The organism is Nocardia otitidiscaviarum (assembly GCF_007362295.1).
In the GTDB taxonomy this organism is placed as follows: domain Bacteria; phylum Actinomycetota; class Actinomycetes; order Mycobacteriales; family Mycobacteriaceae; genus Nocardia; species Nocardia otitidiscaviarum.
The window spans coordinates 4222633-4245979 of the sequence record NZ_CP041695.1 but is presented as its reverse complement, the minus strand read 5'-3'; the positions used below and the strand labels follow the sequence as shown (position 1 = coordinate 4245979).

Annotated in this window: 22 protein-coding genes; 13 read left to right on the top strand and 9 right to left on the bottom strand. The window is 69.6% G+C overall.

The window, feature by feature from the left end; all coding sequences use genetic code 11:
- Positions 1-30: 30 nt before the first annotated feature.
- On the bottom strand, positions 31-747 hold the full coding sequence (locus FOH10_RS18890) for a maleylpyruvate isomerase family mycothiol-dependent enzyme (RefSeq protein ID WP_143981736.1): 717 nt from the start codon (positions 745-747) through the stop codon (positions 31-33).
- A gap of 79 nt (positions 748-826) precedes the next feature.
- On the opposite strand from FOH10_RS18890, the gene FOH10_RS18885 reads away from it, so the two are divergent.
- From FOH10_RS18885 to FOH10_RS18865, 5 genes are all read left to right on the top strand, one after another.
- Positions 827-1264: a MarR family winged helix-turn-helix transcriptional regulator gene (locus FOH10_RS18885; RefSeq protein WP_143981735.1), complete on the top strand. Its 438-nt coding sequence runs from the start codon at positions 827-829 to the stop codon at positions 1262-1264.
- Between the two features lie 144 nt (positions 1265-1408).
- Complete coding sequence (locus FOH10_RS18880) at positions 1409-2461, top strand: ABC transporter substrate-binding protein (RefSeq protein ID WP_143981734.1); 1053 nt, start codon at positions 1409-1411, stop codon at positions 2459-2461.
- A gap of 95 nt (positions 2462-2556) precedes the next feature.
- Complete coding sequence (locus FOH10_RS18875; protein WP_228814496.1) at positions 2557-3510, top strand: FecCD family ABC transporter permease; 954 nt, start codon at positions 2557-2559, stop codon at positions 3508-3510.
- Complete coding sequence (locus FOH10_RS18870; protein WP_143981733.1) at positions 3507-4289, top strand: ABC transporter ATP-binding protein; 783 nt, start codon at positions 3507-3509, stop codon at positions 4287-4289. Before FOH10_RS18875 ends, FOH10_RS18870 begins: the two co-directional genes overlap by 4 nt.
- A 29-nt stretch (positions 4290-4318) precedes the next feature.
- A complete protein-coding gene (locus tag FOH10_RS18865; RefSeq protein WP_244961274.1) occupies positions 4319-5620 on the top strand; it encodes an MFS transporter in 1302 nt (433 codons plus the stop codon).
- A gap of 13 nt (positions 5621-5633) precedes the next feature.
- Here the strand turns inward: FOH10_RS18865 and FOH10_RS18860 are convergent, their stop codons facing one another.
- On the bottom strand, positions 5634-6233 hold the full coding sequence (locus FOH10_RS18860) for a GNAT family N-acetyltransferase (RefSeq protein WP_143981732.1): 600 nt from the start codon (positions 6231-6233) through the stop codon (positions 5634-5636).
- Positions 6234-6422: 189 nt separating this feature from the next.
- Positions 6423-7490: a YihY/virulence factor BrkB family protein gene (locus FOH10_RS18855; RefSeq protein ID WP_143981731.1), complete on the bottom strand. Its 1068-nt coding sequence runs from the start codon at positions 7488-7490 to the stop codon at positions 6423-6425.
- A gap of 123 nt (positions 7491-7613) precedes the next feature.
- On the opposite strand from FOH10_RS18855, the gene FOH10_RS18850 reads away from it, so the two are divergent.
- Positions 7614-9335: a DEAD/DEAH box helicase gene (locus FOH10_RS18850; RefSeq protein WP_244961273.1), complete on the top strand. Its 1722-nt coding sequence runs from the start codon at positions 7614-7616 to the stop codon at positions 9333-9335.
- Positions 9336-9501: 166 nt separating this feature from the next.
- Positions 9502-11052, top strand: a complete 1551-nt coding sequence (locus tag FOH10_RS18845; protein WP_143981729.1) for an APC family permease — start codon at positions 9502-9504, stop codon at positions 11050-11052.
- A gap of 27 nt (positions 11053-11079) precedes the next feature.
- Here the strand turns inward: FOH10_RS18845 and FOH10_RS18840 are convergent, their stop codons facing one another.
- Positions 11080-11682 carry a TetR/AcrR family transcriptional regulator gene (locus FOH10_RS18840; RefSeq protein WP_143981728.1) on the bottom strand — a complete coding sequence of 201 codons (603 nt, stop codon included), beginning with the start codon at positions 11680-11682 and terminating at the stop codon, positions 11080-11082.
- A 109-nt stretch (positions 11683-11791) separates the two neighbouring features.
- On the opposite strand from FOH10_RS18840, the gene FOH10_RS18835 reads away from it, so the two are divergent.
- Positions 11792-12532: an SDR family oxidoreductase gene (locus FOH10_RS18835; protein WP_143981727.1), complete on the top strand. Its 741-nt coding sequence runs from the start codon at positions 11792-11794 to the stop codon at positions 12530-12532.
- Positions 12533-12683: 151 nt separating this feature from the next.
- Here FOH10_RS18835 and FOH10_RS18830 read toward each other — a convergent pair whose 3' ends face one another.
- The 4 genes from FOH10_RS18830 to FOH10_RS18815 all read right to left on the bottom strand — a co-directional run bounded on the left by FOH10_RS18830 (position 12684) and on the right by FOH10_RS18815 (position 17483).
- Complete coding sequence (locus FOH10_RS18830; protein ID WP_143981726.1) at positions 12684-13235, bottom strand: hypothetical protein; 552 nt, start codon at positions 13233-13235, stop codon at positions 12684-12686.
- A gap of 1 nt (position 13236) precedes the next feature.
- Complete coding sequence (locus tag FOH10_RS18825; protein WP_143984184.1) at positions 13237-14964, bottom strand: DEAD/DEAH box helicase; 1728 nt, start codon at positions 14962-14964, stop codon at positions 13237-13239.
- Between the two features lie 190 nt (positions 14965-15154).
- Positions 15155-15349, bottom strand: coding sequence for a DUF7455 domain-containing protein (locus FOH10_RS35745; RefSeq protein WP_029924071.1), 195 nt, complete (start codon positions 15347-15349; stop codon positions 15155-15157).
- A 349-nt stretch (positions 15350-15698) separates the two neighbouring features.
- The gene (locus tag FOH10_RS18815) at positions 15699-17483 is read right to left on the bottom strand and encodes an acyl-CoA dehydrogenase (protein WP_143981725.1); all 1785 of its coding nucleotides are present in this window, start codon (positions 17481-17483) and stop codon (positions 15699-15701) included.
- A gap of 52 nt (positions 17484-17535) precedes the next feature.
- Between FOH10_RS18815 and FOH10_RS18810 the strand changes: the two genes are divergently transcribed.
- From FOH10_RS18810 to FOH10_RS18800, 3 genes are read left to right on the top strand one after another with little or no spacing between them, the layout of a single operon-like run.
- A complete protein-coding gene (locus FOH10_RS18810; RefSeq protein ID WP_143981724.1) occupies positions 17536-17937 on the top strand; it encodes a DUF952 domain-containing protein in 402 nt (133 codons plus the stop codon).
- A 10-nt stretch (positions 17938-17947) separates the two neighbouring features.
- A complete protein-coding gene (locus FOH10_RS18805) occupies positions 17948-18430 on the top strand; it encodes a cation:proton antiporter regulatory subunit (protein WP_029924074.1) in 483 nt (160 codons plus the stop codon).
- Positions 18431-18435: 5 nt separating this feature from the next.
- Positions 18436-19623: a cation:proton antiporter gene (locus tag FOH10_RS18800; protein WP_143981723.1), complete on the top strand. Its 1188-nt coding sequence runs from the start codon at positions 18436-18438 to the stop codon at positions 19621-19623.
- On the opposite strand, the gene FOH10_RS18795 is transcribed toward FOH10_RS18800, so the two are convergent.
- Positions 19522-20346: a rhomboid-like protein gene (locus tag FOH10_RS18795; protein WP_143981722.1), complete on the bottom strand. Its 825-nt coding sequence runs from the start codon at positions 20344-20346 to the stop codon at positions 19522-19524. The two genes, FOH10_RS18800 and FOH10_RS18795, sit on opposite strands and share 102 nt — an antisense overlap.
- A 170-nt stretch (positions 20347-20516) precedes the next feature.
- Here FOH10_RS18795 and eat point away from each other — a divergent pair, with 170 nt between their 5' ends.
- Positions 20517-21935 (top strand): ethanolamine permease, encoded by a 1419-nt coding sequence (gene eat, locus FOH10_RS18790; protein ID WP_143981721.1) that lies wholly within the window; start codon positions 20517-20519, stop codon positions 21933-21935.
- On the top strand, positions 21932-23344 hold the full coding sequence (locus FOH10_RS18785; protein ID WP_143981720.1) for an ethanolamine ammonia-lyase subunit EutB: 1413 nt from the start codon (positions 21932-21934) through the stop codon (positions 23342-23344). The genes eat and FOH10_RS18785 overlap by 4 nt, the downstream gene beginning before the upstream one ends.
- Positions 23345-23347 lie beyond the last annotated feature (3 nt).

Here is a 23347-nt window from a genome sequence, read left to right as displayed (position 1 = left end):
TGACGGCGAGGCCATGGGGACGCTTCCTTCTCACACTTCACATGTTCCAGCATCTCCGCTTTCCTCGCCTTTACCTTTCGGTGCCGTCGCGGTTTCCGTTGCCCGGGAAGCGGTTCCCAGCCGAGTCGCGAGGATCTCGACGCCCGGTCCGGTGGTGTGTGCGAAACCCGCTGGGCGGCCGGTGATCACGAGCAGTAGGGCCAGCGTCGGGCCGTGGATCTCGAGTCCGTCGCCGTGCTCCCAGGTGGAATCGGTGGCGCGCAGTCGCACGCCGTCGAGGCGGTGGCGGTCCCAGACCGGCCAGCCGACCTCCACCGCGCGGTCGGCGGCGGCAGCGGCGGCTTCGGGGGAGACGGTGATGGTGTGGCCCAGGGGGATTGCCATGTCCTGGGCGTGCACCATGGTGTCGAAGAGGATGTTCCGGTAGTTGGTGAGCTTGGGCAGGTCGCGTGAGGCGGCGTGGGTGCGCAGCGCGGCGACCGGATCGAAGTCGGGGTCCGCGGCGTAGCGGCGGGTGATGATGTCGATGAAGCGGTTGTAGTTGCCGCGGGCGCGGAGCCCGGTGGACAGCATGAGCGGGAATGCGGGCGGAGTCGGGGTGAGGGCCACGTGGGCGGCGACCTCGCGCACGCTCCAACCGGTGCACAGGGAGGGCGTCCGCCACTGTTCGGGGGAGAGGCCGCTCAGCATGTCGGCGATGGCGAGCCGTTGTTCCTCGATGATCCGCCAACTGGCTTCGCGGTCCATGGCCCTCTCCCTTCAGTCTGCATTTAGTCAGCCTATCTGTCTAATATAGTCAGAGAGGCGAACTGAAACAAGGAGTGCGATGGCCGACGACCAGATGAATGTGGGGCTACTGATGGCCATAGCCCACCGATCCATGGAAACCCGCGTCTACGCCGAGTTGGCGGCCGCCGGGCACGCCGACATCACGGTCGCGCAGGGCAAACTGGCCGCGCAGATCGCCGCGGACGGCAGTCGGCTCACCGAACTGGCCGAGCGGGCCCAGGTCACCAAGCAGACGGCGAGCTTCCTGGTGGACCAGTTGGAGAAGGCCGGATACGTGGAGCGGATACCGGATCCGAGCGACGGCCGCGCCCGACTGGTGCGGCTGTCCGCGCGTGGGCGGGAGATGGCGGATGTCGCCAATGGTGTTGCCGCGCGGGTGGAGAGCGAGTGGGCCGCCCATCTCGGGGTCCGGCGCATGCGGCAGTTGCGGGACAGTCTCGAACGGCTGCGGGAGATCACCGACCCGTACGCGTGAGCGCGCGGGGGTGTCGGTGAGTGCCGGGGCTCCCGGCGGATCGGCCGCGCGTGGGACCACTGGACAACGTCTGTACGATGCTTAGCCTGCCCTAATTTGTGGTGCCGCTCGCTACCGCCGAGCGATCCTGATGAAAGGTTTCCGATGCGCCCGAGCCCCCGCCGACTACTCGTCTCGGCCGTTGTCGCCATGCTGTCCGCCGGTGTGCTCGCCGGTTGCGGTGCCTCGGAACCGATCGACGACACGGCGGCGGCATCCGACACCGAGGGCGTGGTGAACTACCCGCTGACGCTCGAGAACTGCGGTCTGTCACAGACTTTCGACCAGGCACCCGCCCGGGTGGTGTCCCTGGACCAGGGGTCCACCGAGATCCTGCTCTCGCTCGGACTGGCGGACAGGATCGTGGGCACCGCGTCCTGGACCGATCCGGTCCGGGAGAATCTGGCCGAGGCCAATGCCGCTGTTCCCCGGCTGGCCGACAACGCCCCCTCCTACGAGGCCGTGCTCGACACCGACCCGGATCTGATCACGGCATCGTTCGGGCGGCACTTCAAACGGGAGGGCGGCGTCGCCACCCGGGAGCGGTTCGCCGAGACCGGCACCGAGACCTACCTGTCGCCCACCGACTGCGAGGACGGCCGGTCCATCAACGCCGGCGGCAAACGCACCCGGCCGCTGACCATGGACGCCCTCTATCAGGAGATCACCGAGCTCGCGCAGATCTTCGACGTGCCCGGACGGGGCGCGCGGCTGGTGGCGGAACTGAAGCAGCGCACCGATGCCGCCGTCGAGAAGGTGCGGGCCAGCGGGCAGACCGTCGGCTTCTGGTTCGCCGACACCAGGAGCCCGTACTTCGCCGGGGGGACGGGATCGGCGAACCTGCTGGCCACCACGGTGGGGCTGACGAATATCTTCGCCGAGGTGGCCGACGACTGGCCGGCCGTGAGCTGGGAGGCCGTGGTGGACCGCAATCCGGACATCCTGGTGCTCGGCGATCTGGCCCGCACCCGCTTCCCGGGCGATCGTCTGGACGACAAGAAGGATTTCCTGGCGTCCGATCCGGTGGCGGGTGCGATGGCGGCGGTACAGGGCAAGCGGTACATCGCACTGCACGGTGCCGAGCTGAATCCGTCGATCCGCGCCGTGGACGGCATCGAGAAGCTCGTCGACGGCCTCGCCCAGCTGCCACCGCGGTGACCGCGCTCGATCGCGGCGGTCGCGTCGCCACCCGCAACCGCGCCACCGGTCCCGCCCTGATACTGATCGGCCTCACACTGCTGGTGCTGTCGGTGATGGTCGCCGTGACCCTGGGCACCGCGGACATCTCCCTGGTGAATGTGCGCGACATCCTGACCAACCACCTGCGTCTGACCGATATCCCGGTCCGGCGCACCGAGGACGCCATCGTCTGGGAGGACCGGCTGCCCCGCTCCCTGGTCGCCGCGGCATGCGGTGCCGGGCTGGCGGTGTGCGGTGTGGTGCTGCAATCGCTGCTGCGCAACCCGTTGGCCGACCCGTTTCTGCTGGGCATCTCCTCCGGCGCTTCCACCGGCGCGGTGATCATCGGAGTGCTCGGCCTGGGCGGCGCGGTGATCGGCATGTCCGGTGGCGCGTTCGTCGGTGCACTGCTCGCCTTCGCCCTGGTGCTGCTGCTGGCGCGCGGGTCGGGCGGCAGCAATGAACGGGTGATCCTGGCTGGAGTGGCCATGACCCAGCTGTTCTCCGCCCTGACCTCCTTCGTGATCTTCGCCTTCGCCGACTCCGACGAGACCCGGGGCGTGATGTTCTGGCTGCTCGGCTCGCTGGAGGGAGTGCGCTGGGACGATGTGTGGGTGACCGGCACGGTGGCGGTCGCGGGCGTGCTCGTCTGCGTCGTGCTGGCTTTCGTACTGGACGCCTTCACCTTCGGTGACGAGGTGGCCGCCTCGCTCGGCATGCCGGTGCCGTGGGTGCGGGGCGGGCTGCTGGTGCTCACCTCGCTGATCACCGCCGCACTGGTGAGCGTGGCGGGCGCGATCGGCTTCGTGGGGCTGGTGCTGCCGCACGCGGCCCGGTTCCTGGTCGGTCCCGGCCACGCCCGGCTGGTGCCGGTCGCCGCGATCTTCGGCGCCGTATTCCTGGTGTGGGTCGACGCGCTGTCCCGGGTGGCCTTCGCTCCCACGCCGCTGCCGGTGGGCGTCGGCACCGCCCTGATCGGCGTCCCGGTGTTCGTACTCATCATGTTCCGACGGAGGGCGGCCGCATGACACTCCACGCGGACAGCGTGACCTGGGATCGCGGTGGGGCGATCGTCGTCGACTCGGTCAGCGTGCATCCGGAGCCGGGGCAGACCGTGGGTCTGCTGGGACCCAACGGTTCTGGCAAGTCCTCGCTGTTGCGGTTACTCGCCGGGCTGGCGGCGCCGACCGCCGGCACCGTTGAACTGGACGGGCGTGACCTGCGCCGGATCGGGCGGCGGGAGGTGGCGCGGGCGGTGGCCGTGGTCTCGCAGCACGCGGACACCAATGTCGACGTCACCGTGCGGGAAGTGGTGCGGCTGGGCCGGATTCCGCATCGTGGCCTGTTCGACAGCGATCGCGCGGCCGACGATGCCGCGGTCGCCGCCGCGCTGGCGCACACCGGTCTGGAGGACAAGGCCGACCGCCTGTGGCATCGGTTGTCCGGCGGCGAGCGGCAACGGGTGCAGATCGCCCGGGCGCTGGCCCAACAGCCACGGGAACTGTTGCTCGACGAACCCACCAACCACCTGGACATCCACCATCAACTGGAGTTGATGGCGCTGGTGGCACGGCTGCCGGTGACCTCGATCGTCGCCCTGCACGATCTGAACCTGGCCGCCATGTTCTGCGATCACCTGATCGTCTTGCGCAACGGCCGGGTCATGGCGGCCGGGCCGGTCCGGGAGGTGCTCACCACCGACCTGATCGCCGAGGTGTACCAGGTGCGCGCCGAGGTCACCGACACCGCCGACGGCGGGCTGCACATCCGCTTCCTGCCCACGGCGGTCGCGGTGGAAGCGCGGTGACCGGTCGGCTGCCCGGTGGGGACCGCCGCGTGACCGCGGTGAGTGGGTTCCGGGCAGCCGGTCCGGTGGTGCGCCTGCTGGTGCTGACCCAGTTGGCGTTCAATGTCGGATTCTTCATGGTGCTGCCGTACCTGGCGGTGCACCTGAGCGACGATCTCGCGCAGGGCTCGGCCGTGATCGGCGCGGTGCTGGGGTTGCGGACGGTCTCGCAACAGGGTTTGTTCATCGTCGGCGGGATACTGTCCGACCGTATCGGGGTGCGGCCGGTGGTGTTGCTGGGCTGCGCCTGCCGGGTGCTCGGATTCCTCGGATTGGGTCTGTCCACCGGTCTGGCGGGGATCGCCGTGGGAGCGGTGCTCACCGGTTTCGCCGGGGCGCTGTTCTCCCCGGCCGTGGAGGCCGCGCTCGCCCGCGCGGTCGCACCGGCGACCACATCGACGGAACTCGACCGCGCCGGTGCTCGAGGCGACAGTGCGCGTTCCGCGCGGCTCGGCGCGTTCGCCCTGTTCACCGCCTTCGGTCAGCTGGGCACCTTCCTCGGCCCGCTGGTCGGAGCCGCCCTGCTGCTGGTCGACTTCACCGCCGCCTGTCTGGTCGCCGCCGCCCTGTTCGCGGTGATCGGCTGCGCCCAATTGCGCTGGCTGCCCGGCGAACCCGGCGATTGCTCTCGTGGCGGTGCGGGATCGGTGCCCGGTTGGCGTGTGGCGCTGGCCAACCGCCCGTTCCTGGCCTTCGCCGCGGTGATGAGCGTGCAGCTCGTCGGTTACAACCAGCTCTACCTGCTGCTGCCATTGCAGGTGGACCGGGCGTGGGGATCGGCGGCACCCCTGAGCGTGCTGTTCGCGGTGGCGTCGCTGCTGGTGGTCTTCGGGCAGCTGCCGGTCACCGCTGTCGTCGCGGATCTGCGGCCCGCGACCTGCCTGGCGGTCGGCCTGGCGTCGATGGCCGCCGCGTTCGCCGTCGGAGCGGCCGGTGTCGCGGCGAACCTGCGCGGTGCGGCGGCGCTGACCGTACTGGTCGGATTCATCCTGCTGTTCACGGTGGGCCAGATGATCGCCACCCCCACCGCCCGGGCGATGATTCCCGGCCTCGCCGGGGACCGCTGGCTGGGCACCTACTACGGGTTGTTCGCTTCGATCGGGGGACTGGCGGTACTGCCCGCGGCGATGGCCACCGGACTGCTGTCCGATCTGCTACCCACCACCGGAATCGGTGCCGCCGGCCCGTGGCTGCTCATGACCGGAGCCTTCGCCCTCGCCATCGTGCCCATCCTGCGCGGTGCCTCCTCGGCGACGAGGGTGCGCGCGGGCGAGGACATGGCGAGCCGCTGATCAGCCAGCCCGCTCAGGGCGTCGGTCGGAGCATGGCCCAGTGCATCGGGCCGTCGTCGGGCAGCCGGACTTCGCCGACGACCTTGAATCCCAGCGATTCGTAGAACGGCAGATTCGCCGCGTCCTGCGTCTCCAGAAACGCCTGCACGCCTTCGGCATCCGCGGCGGCCAGGCCCGGGGCGATGACCGCCCGCCCCAGACCCCGGCCGCGCTGGTCCGGGTCCACGCCGACCACGGCCAGACCCCAGACGGGTTCCGCGGGCCGGTGCGCCTCGATCACCGGACCGTCCATCGCGACAACGTCGGCGCGGCTGCCGCTGATGTCCTCGAATTCCGCGGCGAGCTCCGCGAAGACGCTGAGCGGGGTGCACGGGGTCAGCCAGACCGAGACGGCGCTGTGGTCGTCGGTTACCCACACCCGACCGTGGGGCAGGCCGATGCCGCTGAGGAACAGGCGCTGGTAGCGGGCCAGGCGGGTGAGGTAGTCGTCCGGGGCCAGGCTGCGCCGGGTCATCGGATAGTGCTCGAAAGCGCGGGTGAGGGTGCGGACGGCGGGGTCGATATCGGCGGCGGTGGCGGAACGGACGTCGGCTCGATCGAATGGGTCACCCATACCCGCAAGATACCTGCGTGGCGCAGGGGATGACGGAAACGTCCATGCGATGGCAAGTACCGCAACCGTTTTCGGCCAGCGCCTCGGTGAGTGCAGGGATCCGTGACCGACGGAAACCCGGTGGTCGGGTCCTGCGCGCCTCACCACGGCCGTTGTGATCCGGGTGGCCGACGGTCGGCCCTGCGACGCTCAGACCGTGCGTACCGGCTGCGGGTCCGCGGGCGGCAGCGGGGGCGGGAGGTCGGTGTCCGGGTCGCCCTCGTCGGGGCCGATGTCCTCGGACAGCCGTCGGCGGCGGCGCTGTGCCAGCCACTGCTGGAACTGGGTCCAGCGGGTCTGCCGGGCGGGCCAGAACTCCTGCACGCTGGCATTGAACTCCGCGCCCAGGATCACCGCGAAGCCGAGAAAGAAGGTGAACAGCAGGAAGGCGATGGGGGTGGCGAGCGCGCCGTAGCTGATGCCGGTGCGGGTGACCCAGGTCAGATAGCGGCGCAGGCCCTCACTGGCGGCCATGAAGAACACACCGGCCACCAGCGCGCCGCCGAACAGCCGGTGCCAGGGCAGGGTGCGGTGCAGGGCCAGTTTGTACAGGGTGGTCAAGCCCACGATGAGCAGCAGCGCCGTGCCCGGGTAATAGAAGCTGTCCACCAGCCGCAGGCCGGGTTCACGCCAGCTCTCCGGCAGCGCGCGGCCCACCAGCGCCGGTCCCAGCGCGACCAACGGCAGGATGAGCACCGAGGCCACCAGGAAGCCCACGTACAGCAGCAGCGCGAACAGTCGTTGCCACACCGGATGTCGGGCATCGGCCTGACCGTGCGCGGCGGTGATGGCGTCCACGAAGGTGGCCATGGCCGAGGAGCCCGCCCACAGCGAGAGCACGAAGCCGAAGGACACCACACCGCCGTGCCCGCGCAACAGCACGTCGTTGACCGTCGGCGCGATGAGATCGTCGACCACGCTGGGGCTGAACAGCTTCCGGCTGAAGCTGATCACCTTGGATTCCACGATCTGGACGGTGTCGGGACCGAACCAGCCGCCCACGTAGCCGAGGCTGCCGAGCAGGCCCAGCAGCAGCGGTGCCAGCGACAGCGTCTGCCAGAACGCGGCCGCGGCGGACTTGGCGAATATCGAATCGTCCCACGCCTTCACGGCCACATGGGCGACGAGTTCCCAGCCGCGGCGCACGGCGGCGGCGACACGCGCGAGCGCGCCGCTCGGTGCGGCGGATGTCGCAGAAGGGCCAGCGTGCTCGTTCATGGTGGTTACAGCATCGCCCACCTGGGTTGCGGTTGGCTTGCGACCTGCCAATGTGTCGGGAACCACCCAACTGTGATGTGTCGAATTGGTGCGGTGTCGGTCGCGGTCGCTAATCTCTTCCGAGTGACTTCGGGTGGTGGCGGTTCGCTTCGTGCATGGCAGCGTAGGGCTCTCACCAAGTATCTGACGTCGAAGCCACGGGACTTCCTCGCGGTGGCCACGCCCGGTGCCGGTAAGACCACGTTCGCGCTGCGTATAGCCGCCGAACTGCTCACCGACCGCACCGTCGACCAGGTGACCGTGGTCGCGCCGACCGAACACCTCAAACACCAGTGGGCGGCCTCGGCGCAGCGCAGCGGACTCCAGCTCGACTCCAACTTCTCCAACTCCACGGGCTCCACATCGTCGGATTACCACGGTGTGGTCGTCACCTACGCGCAGGTGGCCTCGCATCCGTTCAAACACCGGGTGCGCACCGAGAACCGGCGCACGCTGGTGATCTTCGACGAGATCCACCACGCCGGTGACGCCAAGAGCTGGGGTGAGGCGGTCGAGGAGGCATTCGGCGACGCCACCAGACGCCTGGCGCTGACCGGTACGCCGTTCCGCAGCGACGACTCGAAGATTCCGTTCGTGAGCTACGAGCCCGACGAGTCGGGTTTCGAGAAGTCGCGCGCCGATCACACCTACGGCTATTCCGAGGCCCTCGCGGACGGCGTCGTGCGTCCCGTGGTCTTCCTCGCCTACAGCGGTGACGCGCACTGGCGCGACAGCGCGGGCGAGGAGTATCAGGCCCGGCTCGGGGAACCGCTGAGCGCCGAGCACACCGCCCGCGCCTGGCGCACCGCGCTCGACCCCGCCGGTGACTGGATGTCGAAGGTGCTCACCGCCGCCGACACCCGCCTGCGGCAGCTGCGCGCCACCGGGATGCCGGACGCGGGCGGCCTGATCATCGCCACCGATCAGGAGAAGGCCCGCGACTACGCCGAACTGATCGAGCACATCTCCGGCAGCAAGCCGACCGTGGTGCTCTCCGACGATCCGGGCTCCTCCGAGCGCATCGACCAATTCAGCCGGAGCACCGACCCGTGGATGGTGGCCGTCCGCATGGTGTCCGAGGGCGTCGACGTGCCGCGGCTGGCCGTGGGCGTGTACGCCACGTCCGCGTCGACGCCGCTGTACTTCGCGCAGGCCATCGGGCGTTTCGTGCGTGCGCGCAGACCCGGGGAGACCGCGAGCGTCTTCCTACCCTCGGTGCCGGTGCTGCTCGACCTGGCGGCGCAGCTGGAGATCCAGCGCGACCACGTGATCGGCAAACCGCACCGCGAGGCCAGCGCCCTCGAGGACGAACTGCTCATCGACGCCAACCGGCAGAAGGACGAGCCGGGGGAGGAGGAGCGCAAGTTCGTCGCCCTCGCCGCCGACGCCGAACTCGACCAGGTCATCTATGACGGCGACTCCTTCGGCACCGCGACCTTCGCGGGCAGTGACGAAGAGGCCGACTACCTCGGCATTCCGGGTCTGCTCGACGCCGACCAGATGCGGGCGCTGCTGCGTGACCGGCAGACCCGGCAGTTGCAGGAGCGCAGCGCGGCGGTGGACACCGCGGTGCGACCGGAATCGGGGGCCGGAATCACCGCGGCCACCGAGCGGGCGGCGACCGCCGACCGGCTCGGGGAACTGCGTCGGGAGCTGAACAGCCTGGTGGCCATGCATCACCATCGGACCGGAAAGCCGCACGGGGTGATCCACGGAGAATTGCGGCGGGAGTGCGGGGGACCGCCCACGGCTTTGGCGACCGCCGATCAGCTCGAGCAGCGGATCGCCGCACTGCGCCGGATGTAGGACGGCGGCACCCGGGAAGCCGCGCCGCTGTCCCTGCGGCTCGAGCGCGGACCTACGTGGCTCGGATGCGGCCCCGCCGTTCGGGTGCGGCCCCCGCTCGGGTGTGCTCCGCTCGGATGCGGCCTCGGATTCCTGATTGCGGGAGTGTTGCCATTAACCTTGTTCGGTGACTTCTCCGAGCACCCTGCGGTCGGGTGCGCTTTCCCTGGCGTCCAGCGTCGTCATCGGTGTGGCCTCCGCCGGGCCCGCGTACAGCATCACCGCCACCCTCGGCCTGGTGGTCGCGGCCGTGGGATTGCAGGCCCCGATCATCGTGCTGCTGGCGTTCGTGCCGATGCTGCTGGTGGCCATCGGATATCGGAATCTCAATGCGGTGGAACCGGATCCGGGGACCAGCTTCGTGTGGGCGACGCGGGCGTTCGGACCGTTCACGGGGTGGATGGCCGGGTGGGCGATCGTGGTGTCGGATCTGCTGGTGATGGCGAGTCTGGCCCAGATCAGCGCGCAGTACACCTTCCTGCTGGTGGGTGCCGACGGGATCGGATCGGACGCCACCAGCTGGTGGGTGTTGTTGCTGGGCATTGTCTATCTGGTGGTCATGACCGCGGTGGCGGTGGCCGGGATCGATGTGTCGGCGCGGTTGCAGTCCTGGCTGCTGGCCGTCGAGTTCGTGATCCTGGTGCTGTTCGCGGTGGTCGCGCTGGTGCGGGTGTTCCTCGGGCACGCCGCCGTGGGTGCGGCGACGCCGAGTTGGGAGTGGTTCGACCCGTTCGCGATCGGCTCGTTCAACGATTTCGTGACCGCGCTGCTGCTCATGGTGTTCATCTACTGGGGGTGGGATTCGGCGGTCTCGGTGAACCAGGAGACGGTGGACCCGCGCCGCACGCCGGGCCGGTCGGCGGTGCTGTCCACCATCACTCTCGTCGCGCTGTACCTGCTGGTGACGGTGGCGGCGCAGGCGTTCGCGGGCAGCGGCACCGAGGGGCTGGGCCTGGCCAACCCGGATCATGTCGACGATGTGCTCGGCGCGCTCGGCACCGCGGTGTTCGGCGCGGGCCCGGTCGGCTCGTTCCTGGTGCACCTGCTGTTCCTCATGGTGCTCACCTCGGCGGCGGCCTCCACCCAGACCACGATCCTGCCGACCGCCCGCACCACCTACTCCATGGCGCTGCATCGCGCACTGCCGGAGGCGTTCGGCCGCGTCCATCCGCGCTTCCGCACCCCGATCGTCTCGACGGTGGTGTTCGGCGCGCTGTCGGTGCTGCTCTATGTGGCGCTGAACTTCGCCTCCGGCGGGCGGCTCATCGCCGACGCGGTGACGGCCATCGGCATCTCCATCGGCGTCTACTACGGTCTCACCGGCGTCAGCTGCGCCTGGCTGTACCGGCACGAATTCGCTTCGGACCGAAGGGCTCTGGTCATGAAGGGCGTGCTGCCCGCGCTCGGCGGCGGCATGCTGCTGTTCGCGGCGGGCTGGACGGCCGTCACCTCCTGGCAGGCCGATTACGGCGATTCCGCCTGGACGCTGCCCTTCCCGCCGCACTGGCAGATCGGCGGGGTCTTCCTGCTCGGCGTGGGCACCCTGCTGCTCGGGGTGCCGCTGTATCTGCTGCTCGCCCGCTCCATGCCGGAGTTCTTCCGGGGTGCGGTGCTGGCGCGACGGTTGCCCGCGCCGACGGAGCGGATCGTCGAATCCGATGTGACGCCGCGCGTCTGAGGTCGGCAAGCGCTGGGCGGCAAGGGATCAGCGCGTCGGTACCGGCCAGGCCGCCATGGCGGTGTCGATGGAGCGTTGCAGTTCGCGGTCGTCCACGCCGTCGCGGGCCTGGATGGACAGTCCGTACAGCACGGTCGCGTAGAAGGCGGCGAGGGCGTCGATATCGGTGTCCGGCGGCAGATCCCCGTCGGCGACACCGCGTTCCAGCCGCCGCCGGATGTCTTCGGTTGTGCACCTGCGCATGTCGATGAGGAAGTCGCGAACGGCGGTATTGCGGGTGGTGTAGGTGGAGCCCGCCAGGACCACCATGCAGCCGCGCGGGGAGCCGGGGGTGGTGTAGGAGCGGGCGTTGTCGCGCAGCATGGCCTCGATGGCGGCGCGGGCGGTGGGCTCCTCGCGCAGGGCGCGTTCGGTCAGGCCGCCCTCGGTGCGGCCGTAGAGCGCGACGGCCTCGCGGAACAGCGCCTCCTTGCCGCCGAAGGCCGCGTAGAGGCTGGGGGAGTTGATGCCCATGGCGGTGGTGAGGTCGGTCATGGACGCGCCCTCGTAGCCGTGCTCCCAGAACACCTCCATGGCGCGCCGCAGCGCGATGTCGCGGTCGAACGCCCGTGGCCGTCCGCGTTCCGCCATGGCGGACTCCTTTCTGTGTCGATCGTTAAATATACCCCTTGACGCGACCGCCGGGCCTCTGCTTGGGTATTTATGTACTGATCGACACAAAAAGTGATGGAGGGTTCCGATGTCGGATCTGACGGGCAAGGTGGCGCTGGTGACCGGTGGCAGCCGGGGGATCGGCGCGGCGATCGCCCGCGCGCTCGCCGCCGCGGGCGCGGATGTGGCGCTGACGTATCAGGCCAATGAGGTGCTGGCGAAGAACATGGTGGCCGAACTCGAGGCGCTGGGTCGTCGGGCCGTGGCCATTCGGGCCGACAGCGCCGACGCCACCGCGGTGGCCGCCGCCGTCGACCGCGCCGCCGCCGAACTCGGCCGGCTCGACGTGCTGGTCAACAACGCGGGCATCTTCCCGGCCAAGCCGTTCGAGGAGTTCACCGTCGACGAGATCGACAACGCCCTGCACATCCACGCCCGCGCCCCGTTCGTCGCCGCGCAGGCCGCACTGAAATACCTGACCGAGGGGGGCCGCATCATCAGCATCGGCACCAATCTGGTCGAGCACGCGCCCTTCGGCGGACTGGCGCTCTACAACCTGAGCAAATCGGCCCTCAACGGTTTCACCAAAGCCCTTGCCCGCGAACTCGGCCCGCGCGGCATCACCGTCAATCTCATCCAGCCCGGCTCCACCGACACCGATATGAACCCGGCCGACAGCGATCACGCCGAGGGGCAGGTCCAGCTCACTGCCCTGGGCCGCTTCGGTGCGGCGACCGATATCGCCGCCGCCGTCACCTATCTCGCGAGCGATTCCGCCCGCAGCGTCACCGGCGCGTTCCTCACGGTCGACAGCGGAACGAACGCCTGACCCGCGGCCGGTCGCGACTCGGCCCAGCGGCTGGGAGAAGCGGGGATCGTCGCACCACGGGGCGAAGTCGCCGTCGCGCACGCCGTGCTCCTGGGAGATGCGGGGATGCTCGACGGTGACTTCCACGGCCGCCCAGCCGCGCCGACCGTAGTCAGGCGAGATCGAAGAACCGGGCGGGATCCAGACTGTCGATGGGGGTCCAGCGGGCCGGGGCGGGCTCCGGACCCTCCTCGGTCGCGCCGCCCGTGCGGTAGCCCTGGAGGTCCAGGGCCAGCCAGGGGTTCTCGTCCACCATGCGAGCGAGGGTGTAGCAGGTGGCGAGCATGTGGACGCAGCGCGTGGTGCGGGCGCGGCAGGAGCAGTCCGCGCTGGTGAGGGTGGGTGCCAGGGTGATGCCCGCGGCGCGGATCGCGGCGTGCATCTCGTCGGTCGGGGTCAGCGCACCGGCGGGGACGAGTTCGGCGATGGTGCGGATGGCGGCCCCGGTCAGCGGCGCGAACTCCAGGTAGGTGACCGAAGCCTCGGAACCGCGGTGGATGGTGGCGCGCACCACGGTGTGCTCGATCTCCGTCCGCACCCCGCCGTGCCGGGCGATACTGCGGGCGCGGGGCAGCAGCGGTTCGGGTTTGGTCACCGAGAGCGGTTCGGCCAGGCGCACCCAGTCCATACCCCAGGGCGTGAAACCGAATTCGTTGTCGGGCATATCAGTTGCCTCGCTTCCGGCGCAGCAGTTCCATGAGTCGGTCGTCGTCGAGGCGGGCCAGGGTCGCCACTCCGGCGGCATCGGAGAGATCGGTGAGCGCCGATTTGCGGTCGTGCATGCCCGCGATGTGCTCCTCGATGGTGGTGCCCGAGGTCAGCGTGGTGACGGTGACCGTGCGGGTCTGCCCGATGCGGTGCGCGCGATCGGAGGCCTGCGCCTCCACCGCCGGATTCCACCAGCGGTCGAAATGCACCACATCCGCCGCCCGGGTCAGCGTCAGCCCCGTCCCGGCCGCCTTCAGGCTCAGCACGAGAACCGGTGGGCCGTCGGCGGATTGGAACCGCCGCACGATCTCGGCGCGCTCCTGCTGGTTCAGCCCGCCGTGGAAGAACGGTGCCGTCACCCCGAACCGTTCGGCGCACAGCCGTACCAGCAGCTCCCCGGTGCGCCGGTACTGCGTGAACACCAGTGTGGGCGCGCCCACCTCCACATTGTTGGCGAGAATATCGGCGCATACGTCGAACTTGCCCGAGCGCCCGAACAATTCGTCCAGCTCACCGGTGACGAGACCGGGATGGTTGCACACCTGTTTCAGCTCGGTGAGCACCGCCAGCACGCGCGTGTGCCGCTGCGCGCCGGACCCGAAGCCTTCCGCCTCGGCGCGGTCGAGCAGCTGGTCGTAGAGCGTCTCCTGTTCGGCGGTCAGATCGCAGACCAGGTCGCTGTGGATCTTGGGCGGCAGGCTCGCCGCCACCTGGGCCTTGCGCCGCGCCAGCACCACCGGTTCGATGGCGTCGCGCAGCCGCAGCACCGCCTCGGCCGACCCCTCGTGCACCGGCCGCACGAATCGCCGCCGGAACTGCGACCGGTGCGTGAACTCCCCGGGCGCCACCAGGTTGAGCAGCGCCCACAGCTCGTCGAGATGGTTCTCCACCGGGGTTCCGGTGAGCGCCACCCGCACCGCCGCGTCGATGGCCCGCGCCGCCTTGGCCACCTGTGTGCGCGGATTCTTCAGGACCTGCGCCTCGTCGAACACCACCGCGGCCCAGTGTGTTTCGGCCAGGACGGGGCCGTGCCCGCGCAGGGTGGGATAGCCGGTGACCACCACCGTGCCCGCCGTGGCGTGCGGCGGCTGCCCGCCCCGCCAGGCCACGGCGCGCAGGCCGGGTGCGAATCGTTCGATCTCGTGCACCCAGTTGCCGACCAGGGAGGTCGGGCACACCACCAGTTGCGGTCCCTCGGCGGCCCGCCCCAGCAGGAAGCCGATGGCCTGCACCGTCTTCCCGAGGCCCATCTCATCGGCCAGCACCGCGCCACCGTGCGCGGTGGTCGTCTCCCGCAGCCAGGTGATGCCGCGGGCCTGGTAGGGCCGCAGCTCCGCCTTCAGGCCCGAGCGCAGTTCGCCGGCGAGGGCCACCGTCTCCCGTAGGGTCCGCAGCGCCCGCTCGGCGGACACCACGGCCGTTCCCGCCGCATTGGGCACCGCGTGCGCGGCGGCGGGCAGCGGGCCGGGTGTGTCGGTGAGCGCGGAGAGCCACGCCCGGCCGGAGGTCGCGAGGTCGGGCAGTGTCAGTGTCGGGAGTCGCTCGGGTTCCACCAGGGCGCATTCGACGTCGGCGATCTCGATCCGCCGCCCGGACGGCACGGCCAGCGCGACGGTCTCCCGCTCCCCGATAGCGCGCGGGGCGGCGCCGGGGCCGGTTCCGGCCCAGGTCCAGAGGGCGAACATGTGCCGGTCCGGCAGGTAGGTGACGTGGATGGCGGACAGGGGACACCTCGATTCGGTTCGTGTCAAATCGGCGGGCTGAGAGCGCGACAGCGGGCGACCGTGTGGTCGCCCGCTGTCGGGTTTTCTGTTGGGAAGATTCAGTTGTCGAGCGGACCCCTCGCGTTCACATACCGCGAGGCGGAGGAGCTGATTACAGCGCCGGTGCCGACTCCGTGTCGATCACGGCTTCGAGCTCACGAAGACGATCCATGTGCTCATTGGCGTGATGCTGGCAGAAGAGCAACTCTCCACCACCGGGAAGGGTCGCACGCACGCGCGCGCCTGCCCCGCAGCGGTCGCAACGGTCGACCGCGGTCAGTGGGGTGCTAGTCAGGGTTCCTGGCATGACTCCTCCGTCCTGGCTCCGGGTGCTCACACACCGTTCGCCTGGTGTGGGGCTCACGGACCTCTCCGTGAGCTCGCTACCGCTACTTCCCAGCAGTGGCTATGACTACTTTGTCAGACGTTCGGGACGGGGGCTTTGTTCCCGAGAATGTTTCTTTGTGTTTTCGATAACACGACCTGCGGTTTCGCTAGAAGCGAACAGCCCGCGGCCGCATTCGCGAAACGCCGATATCACCCTCCGGAACAGGCCGATCCATTTGTCTTATCGGGAGACTACCCGGGGGCACCGACACTCACACTCCGATTGGATATCGGCACGGACTCGGTAGCAAACGCGAGTAGGACTCGTTTCAGAACCAGGACTCGTCCAGGTCCAGGGTGGTCCGGTCGCGCGAGACCAGCAGGTCGAACAGCGGACCGGTACGCGGCAGCTCCCAGCGGAAGAAGTAGCGCGCCGCCGCGCGCTTGCCGAGCGCGAAGGCGTCGCCGCCGCTGGCAACCAGGGACTGCTGCAACCAGATCCAGGCCAGCACCACATGCCCGACCGCCTCCAGATACGCCGCGGAGTTGGCCAGCGCCGTCTCCGGTTCGAGGTCCTGCCACAGCGTGGCGGTGGTGGTGGCGACCCGGCCCGCCGCCAGGTCCAGGGCGTCGGCGAAGGCGGTGAGCTCCGTATCGCCGGTGTCGCGCGCGGCGGTCACCGTGGTCGCGATGGCGTCGAGCAGGGCGGTGAGCGCGCTGCCCCCGTCGGCGGTGACGGCCCGGCCCAGCAGGTCCAGGCTCTGAATGCCGTGCGTCCCCTCGTGAATGGGATTGAGCCGGTTGTCGCGGTAGTGCTGTTCGACGTCGTAGTCGCGGGTGTAGCCGGCGCCGCCGAGCACCTGGATGGCGAGATCGTTGGCGGTCAGGCACCACTGGGACGGCCAGCTCTTGGCGACCGGAGTGAGGATGCGCAGCAGCACGGCGGCGCGCTCGGCGTCGGTACCGGTGCGCAGATCGTCGACCAGCTTGGCGCAGTACAGCTGGAGCGCGAGCGCGCCCTCGGCGTACGCCTTCTGCGCCAACAGCATCCGCCGCACATCCGGATGCCGCACGATGGGCACCTGCGCGCCGTCGCGCACCCCCTGCGGGCGGCCCTGCGGCCGAGTGCGGGCGTAGTCCAGGGATTTCAGGTATCCGGTGTAGCCCAGGGCGGTGGCGGCCAGGCCGACGCCCAGACGCGCCTCGTTCATCATCGAGAACATGTACGCCAGACCGCGATTGGGCTCGCCGACCAGGTAGCCGACGGCACCGGTGGCTCCACCCGGGGTGTAGCGGCCGTCGCCGAAGACCGGCGCGGTATTGACCGTGCCGCGCCATCCCATCTTGTGGTTGATGCCCGCCAGCGCCACGTCGTTGTGTTCGCCCGGCGTGCCGTCGGCGGCGGGCAGGTACTTGGGCACGATGAACAGCGAGATGCCGCGGGTGCCCGCCGGTGCGTCGGGGATCCGGGCCAGCACCAAATGCACGATATTGTCCGAGAGTTCGTGATCCCCGCCGGAAATCCACATCTTGCGGCCGAACAGCCGGTAGGTGCCGTCCTGCTGGGGAACCGCCCGGGTGGTGATGTCGGCGAGATTGGATCCGGCGTGCGGCTCCGACAGCGCCATGGTGCCGAAGCTGCGGCCGTCGAGCATGGGGCGCAGGAATCGGTCGACCTGCTCCGGGCTGCCGTGCGTGGCAAGCAGATTGGCATTGCCGACGGTGAGCAGCGCGTATCCGGTGGTGCCCACATTGGCGGCGTGGAACCAGGACATGCAGGCGGTGAACACGCTGTAGGGCAGCTGCATGCCACCGACCTCGTAATCCATGGCCGCGCCGATCATCCCGGCATCGGCGAAGGCCCGCAGTGCCTCGCCGACCGCGGGGATGATGTGCACCTTCTCCCCGTCGAAGGTGGGCTCGTGCAGGTCGCTGTCGCGGTTGTGCGGCGCGAAGTAGCGGGCGGCGAGATCCTGGCTCAGTCGCAGCACCTGGTCGAAGGTCTCGCGCGAGTGGTCGCCGTAGCGGTCCCGCGTCGTCAGCGACTCCACGTCCAGCCAGTCGTAGAGCAGGAATTCGATATCGCGGGCGGACATGATGAGCGACGGGTTCATGGCCACCGGTCTATCAGAGACCGCGTGTCGTGCACACCGCTAGCGTGGCGGCATGGCACTCGACGCATCCGGGGCGGTATCGGAGTACACCGGCCCGCTCCTGCACATCTGTTCGCGGGCGGAATGGGAGGCGGCGCGCGCGGCCGGGGAATTGCGCGCCCCCTCGTTGGCCGAGGTCGGCTTCATCCATCTGTCCGCACCGCGGCAGGTGCATCTGCCCGCCGATCGCCTGTTCGCGGGCCGCCGCGACCTGGTGCTGCTGTGGCTGGACCCGGCCCGCCTGACCGATCCGGTGCGCTGGGAGCCGGGTGTGCCGACCGATCCGGAATCCATGCGGTTTCCGCATCTCTACGGGCCGCTGCCGGTGGCGGCGGTCGTCGAGGTCACCGAGTTCCGGCCCGGTCCGGACGGTCGCTTCGTGCCGGTGGAGCTGCCGCGGGGGGATCTGTCCTAATCTGGACGTCGTGAACGTCGACGTTACTGCGCTGCCCGGCATCGGTGTGCGGAAAGATTTCGAGTCCCGCGGCGGTCGCCGGATCGGGGTGGTGGTGCACCGCGACGGGGGTATCGACCTGATCGTCGCGCAGCGTGACGATCCCGATGCCTGCCTGGCCCAGGTGCCGCTGACCACCGACGAGGCGGCGGTACTGGCCAATCTGCTCGGCGCGCCGCAGCTGGTGGAGAGCCTCAAGGAAGACCATCGGGATCTGCCCGGCATCACCACCCGGCAGCTCCCGATCAACAACAATTCGCCGTACCGGGGGCGGATGCTGGGGGAGACCGGGATGCGCACCCGCACCAAGGCATCCATCGTGGCGATCATGCGGGCCGGACAGCTGCATCCCTCGCCCGGCCCGGACTTCGTGCTCGATTCCGGTGATCTGCTCGTCGTGGTCGGCACACCGCAGGGTCTGGACGCGGCCGCGCGTATCCTCGCCGACGGCTGAGCGGCGTGGATCCGACGGCGCTAGGACTCGTCGAACTCGGCGCGATCTTGTTCGTGCTCGGCATGATGGGCCGGGTCGCCGGACGGTTCGGCATGTCGCCCATTCCGCTGTACCTGCTGGGCGGGCTCGCCTTCGGCACCGGCGGGATCGTGGAGATGCACGCCGCGGCCGAATTCGGCCATCTCGCCGGGGAAATCGGCGTGGTACTGCTGCTGCTCCTGCTCGGGTTGGAGTACACGGCCGCGGAACTGGTGACCGGACTGCGGCGGTCCTGGCTGGCCGGTCTGCTCGATATCGTCGCCAACGCCACCCCCGGCGTGCTGGTGGCGTTGCTGCTCGGCTGGGGCACGGTCGGCGCGATCACCATGGGCGGGGTCACCTACATCTCGTCCTCGGGCATCGTGGCCAAGGTCCTCAACGATCTCGGCCGACTCGGCAACCGCGAGACGCCGGTGATCCTGTCCATCCTGGTCTTCGAAGACCTGGCCATGGCGGTGTACCTGCCCATCCTCACTGTCATGCTGGCCGGTCTGGGTTTCGCCGCCGGGGTGAAGACACTCGGCATCGCCATGCTGGCCATCACCGTGGTGCTGGTGGTCGCGCTGCGCTACGGCAGGTACGTCTCGGCCGTCGTGGACAGCGAGGACCGGGAGGTGTTCCTGCTCAAGCTGCTGGGTGCGGCGCTGCTGGTCGCCGGGGTGGCGTCGGCGCTGAACGTCTCGGCCGCGGTCGGCGCGTTCCTGCTCGGCATCGCCATCTCGGGATCGACCGCGCAGCAGGCGGCGAAACTGCTGGAGCCGCTGCGGGATCTGTTCGCGGCCATCTTCTTCGTGGCCTTCGGTCTCAATACCGACCCCCGCGCCATTCCGCCGGTGCTCGGCTGGGCGGTCGCGCTGGTCGTGGTCACCACCGTGACGAAGGTGGGCACCGGGTGGTGGGCGGCCAAACGGCAGGGCATCCGGCGGATGGGCCGGGCCCGTGCCGGCGCGGCGCTGGTGGCGCGCGGCGAATTCTCGATCGTCATCGCGGGATTGGCGGTGACCATGGGCGGGGTCGACGGTGAACTCGCCGCGCTGGCCTCGGCCTACGTACTACTGATGGCGATACTCGGGCCGATCGCCGCCCGGCTGGTCGAACCCGCCGTCGGCTTCATCAAGCAGGACCGGCCCCGGGCCGAGCCCGTGGGCCGCTGACTCGCGTTCCAGCCGCCGGGTGGTGAAGACCGCCGATCCGGCGATGAGGAAGCCGATGGTCATGGCCAGGACGTGGCCGTAGTCGGTGAAGGTGCGCCCGCGCACCGCCGCCCCGACGTAGACGACGATCAGCAGGCCCGCCCACAGCAGTCGCGGCACCCCGCGCAGTCGGAAGGTGAGCGCCGCCAGCACGGCCGACATGCCGTAGCTGGGGCCGACATCCGAGGCCAGCGCCACCCGCAGCGGAATCAGGCGATGCTCCACGGCGTAGGCGATTCCGGTGACGGTGCCGAGTGTGGCCCCGACGTGCCCGATGGCGAACACACCGATCCAGCGCAGGGTGCCCAGCCAGCGTTCGGCGGCGGCCATCACCGTCAGGAAGGTGATGATGAACTCCCACGGGAAGTCGCCGTCCACCCAGAACGCCGAGGCCACCAGCACCTGAACGGGGTCGCGGCGCATATTCGCGAGGTTGGTGGAGGCCGAGAAGATGATGTGGCGGTCGGTGATCTCGTTCGCACCCCGCAGCGTCCAGTAGGTGACGAAGAGCGTGAACGCGTAGCAAACGCTGGCCGGTGCCGCCGCCAGGTGGTCGCGCACGGTCTGCACGGCCCGCCGCGGGCGGTGTGGTCGCCGCCACCAGCTACACCACCGGCGTAGCTCGTCGGCGAGATCGAGGGTCCGGGTCCACGGGGACCGGTACCGGTGCGGTACGGGCGGCATAGCTGCGATTGTGCTCGGTCCGCGGCGGATCGGCACGCACGCGGGTCCGTAACGAGGCGTCATGCCGCCACAAACTCGTAGTTACACGTCAGCAATATAGGTCCGGAGGATCTACAGGTCAGCCCTCTGGGCATGTGACCAACCGAGTACGAGGGGTACGGGCAACCTGCATGACGACTGCTTCGAGGCCGACGGCGGACACCGCCGAGGATTATCTGGCCAAGCGGACCCTGCGCTCCGGATCGGCGGGCTGGCTGCTGCTGGCCGGGCTCGGCGTGAGCTATGTGATCTCCGGTGACTATTCCGGATGGAATTTCGGCCTGGCCGAGGGCGGATTCGGTGGGCTCCTGATCGCCACCGTCCTCATCGCGGGCATGTACCTGGCCATGGTGCTGGGGATGGCGGAACTGTCGGCGGCGCTGCCCGCGGCGGGCGGCGGCTACACCTTCGCCCGCCGGGCGCTCGGGCCGTGGGGCGGATTCGCCACGGGCACCGCGGTTCTCATCGAGTACGCCATCGCACCGGCGGCCATCGCCACCTTCATCGGCGCGTATGTGGAGTCGCTGAACCTGTTCGGGATCACCGACGGCTGGTGGGTGTATCTGGCGGTGTACGCGCTGTTCATCGGCATTCACCTGGCCGGGGCGGGGGAGGCGCTCAAGGTGATGTGCGCGATCACGGTGATCGCGCTGATCGGGCTGGCGGTGTTCGCGGTGGCGGCCTGGGGCCGTTTCGATCTGGGCAATCTCACCGATATTCCCGTAGATACGGGGGCGGCGGGGGCCTCGGAGTTCCTGCCGTTCGGCGCTTTCGGCGTCTGGGCGGCGATTCCGTTCGCGATCTGGTTCTTCCTGGCCGTCGAAGGGGTGCCGCTGGCCGCGGAGGAGGCGCGCGAGCCGGAGAAGAACGTGCCCAAGGGCATTATCGCGGCCATGCTGGTGCTGCTGGTGACCGGCGGCAGCGTACTGGTGCTGTCCACGGGAGCGATTGGCGCGCAAACGCTCTCGACCTCCGGCAATCCGCTGGTCGAGGCGCTGGGCACTGGTGGCGCGGCCACGGCGGTGAACTACATCGGCCTGGCCGGGCTGGTGGCCAGCTTCTTCTCCATCGTCTACGCCTACTCCCGGCAGACCTTCGCGCTGTCGCGGGCCGGATATCTGCCGACCAGCCTGTCTGTCACCAACTCCCGCAAGGCCCCGGTGTGGGCGCTGATCGTGCCGGGTGTGATCGGCTTCGGGCTGTCGCTGACCGGCGAAGGCGCGATGCTGTTGAACATGGCCGTCTTCGGGGCGGCGGTCAGCTACGTGCTCATGATGGTGAGCCATATCGTGCTGCGGGTGCGCGAACCGGGTATGCGGCGGCCGTACCGCACCCCGGGCGGCGTGGTGACCACCGGATTCGCACTCGTGATCGCGTGTGTGTCCGTGGTGGCGACCTTCCTGGTGGATCCGGTGGCCGCGGGCTGGACGTTCGCCGCGTTCTGCGCCTTCATGCTCTATTTCGCCCTCTACAGTCGCCATCGGCTGGTCGCGGCCTCGCCCGATGAGGAGTTCGCGATCCTGGCCCGCGCCGAGAAGGAGCTCGAATGACGGTGTACCAGCAGCGCATCGGCGGCGTGAGTTACCGGTTCGACGGGTTGGTCGAGCTGTTGGCCAAGGCGACGCCGCGCCGCAGCGGTGACGAATTGGCCGGGTGCGCGGCGCATTCCGACGCCGAACGGGCGGCCGCGCAGTGGGCGCTGGCGGAGGTGCCACTGCTCACCTTCCTGAACGACGTGGTGGTGCCGTACGAGAGCGACGAGGTCGCCCGGCTCATTGTCGACACCCACGATCGCGTCGCGTTCCAGCAGATCTCGCACCTGACCGTGGGCGGGCTGCGGGATTGGCTGCTGGCGGTGGCCGCCACCGAACACGCGGCCGCCACGCTCGCGGCCGTATCCCGTGGGCTCACACCGGAAATGGTGGCCGCGGTCAGCAAACTCATGCGCAATCAGGACCTCATCGCGGTCGCTGCGGCCACCGAGGTGCGGGCCGGATTCCGTACCACCGTGGGACTTCCGGGCACCCTGTCCACCCGCTTGCAGCCCAACCATCCGACCGACGATCCGCGCGGTATCGCCGCCGCCGTACTCGACGGGCTGCTGCTCGGTTGCGGCGACGCCGTGATCGGCATCAATCCGGCCACCGACTCGCCACGGGCCACCGCGGATCTGCTGCACCTGCTCGACGAGGTGCGGCAGCGGTTCGACATTCCGACGCAGTCGTGTGTGCTCTCGCACGTCACCACCACGCTCGGGCTGATCGAGGCGGGTGCCCCGGTGGATCTGGTGTTCCAGTCCGTGGCCGGCACCGAGGGCGCGAATTCCGGGTTCGGCGTGAACATCTCGCTGCTGCGGGAGGCGAATGCGGCTGGGCGCGCACTGGGGCGCGGCACGGTCGGCGACAATGTCATGTACCTGGAGACCGGGCAGGGGTCGGCGCTCTCGGCGGGCGCGCACCTCGGCACCGGCGGGAAGCCGGTGGACCAGCAGACCCTCGAGGCCCGCGCCTACGCGGTCTGCCGGGATCTCGATCCGCTGCTGGTGAATACGGTGGTCGGGTTCATCGGTCCCGAGTACCTCTACGACGGCAAGCAGATCATCCGCGCCGGGCTCGAGGACCACTTCTGCGGCAAACTGCTGGGCCTGCCCATGGGCGTGGATGTCTGCTACACCAACCACGCCGAGGCCGACCAGGACGATATGGACACCCTGCTCACCCTGCTCGGTGCGGCCGGTGTCGCCTTCGTCATCGCGGTGCCCGGGGCCGATGACGTCATGCTCGGGTACCAGAGCCTCGCCTACCACGATGCCCTGTACGTGCGAAAGGTGCTGGGGCTGCGGCCCGCTCCCGAATTCGCGGGCTGGCTGGACCGGCTGGGCATGCTGGACGCCGACGGCCGGGTGCGACCGGTCGAGCCGCTCACCTCGCCGCTGCGCGCCCTGGCGAGTGCGTCATGAGGC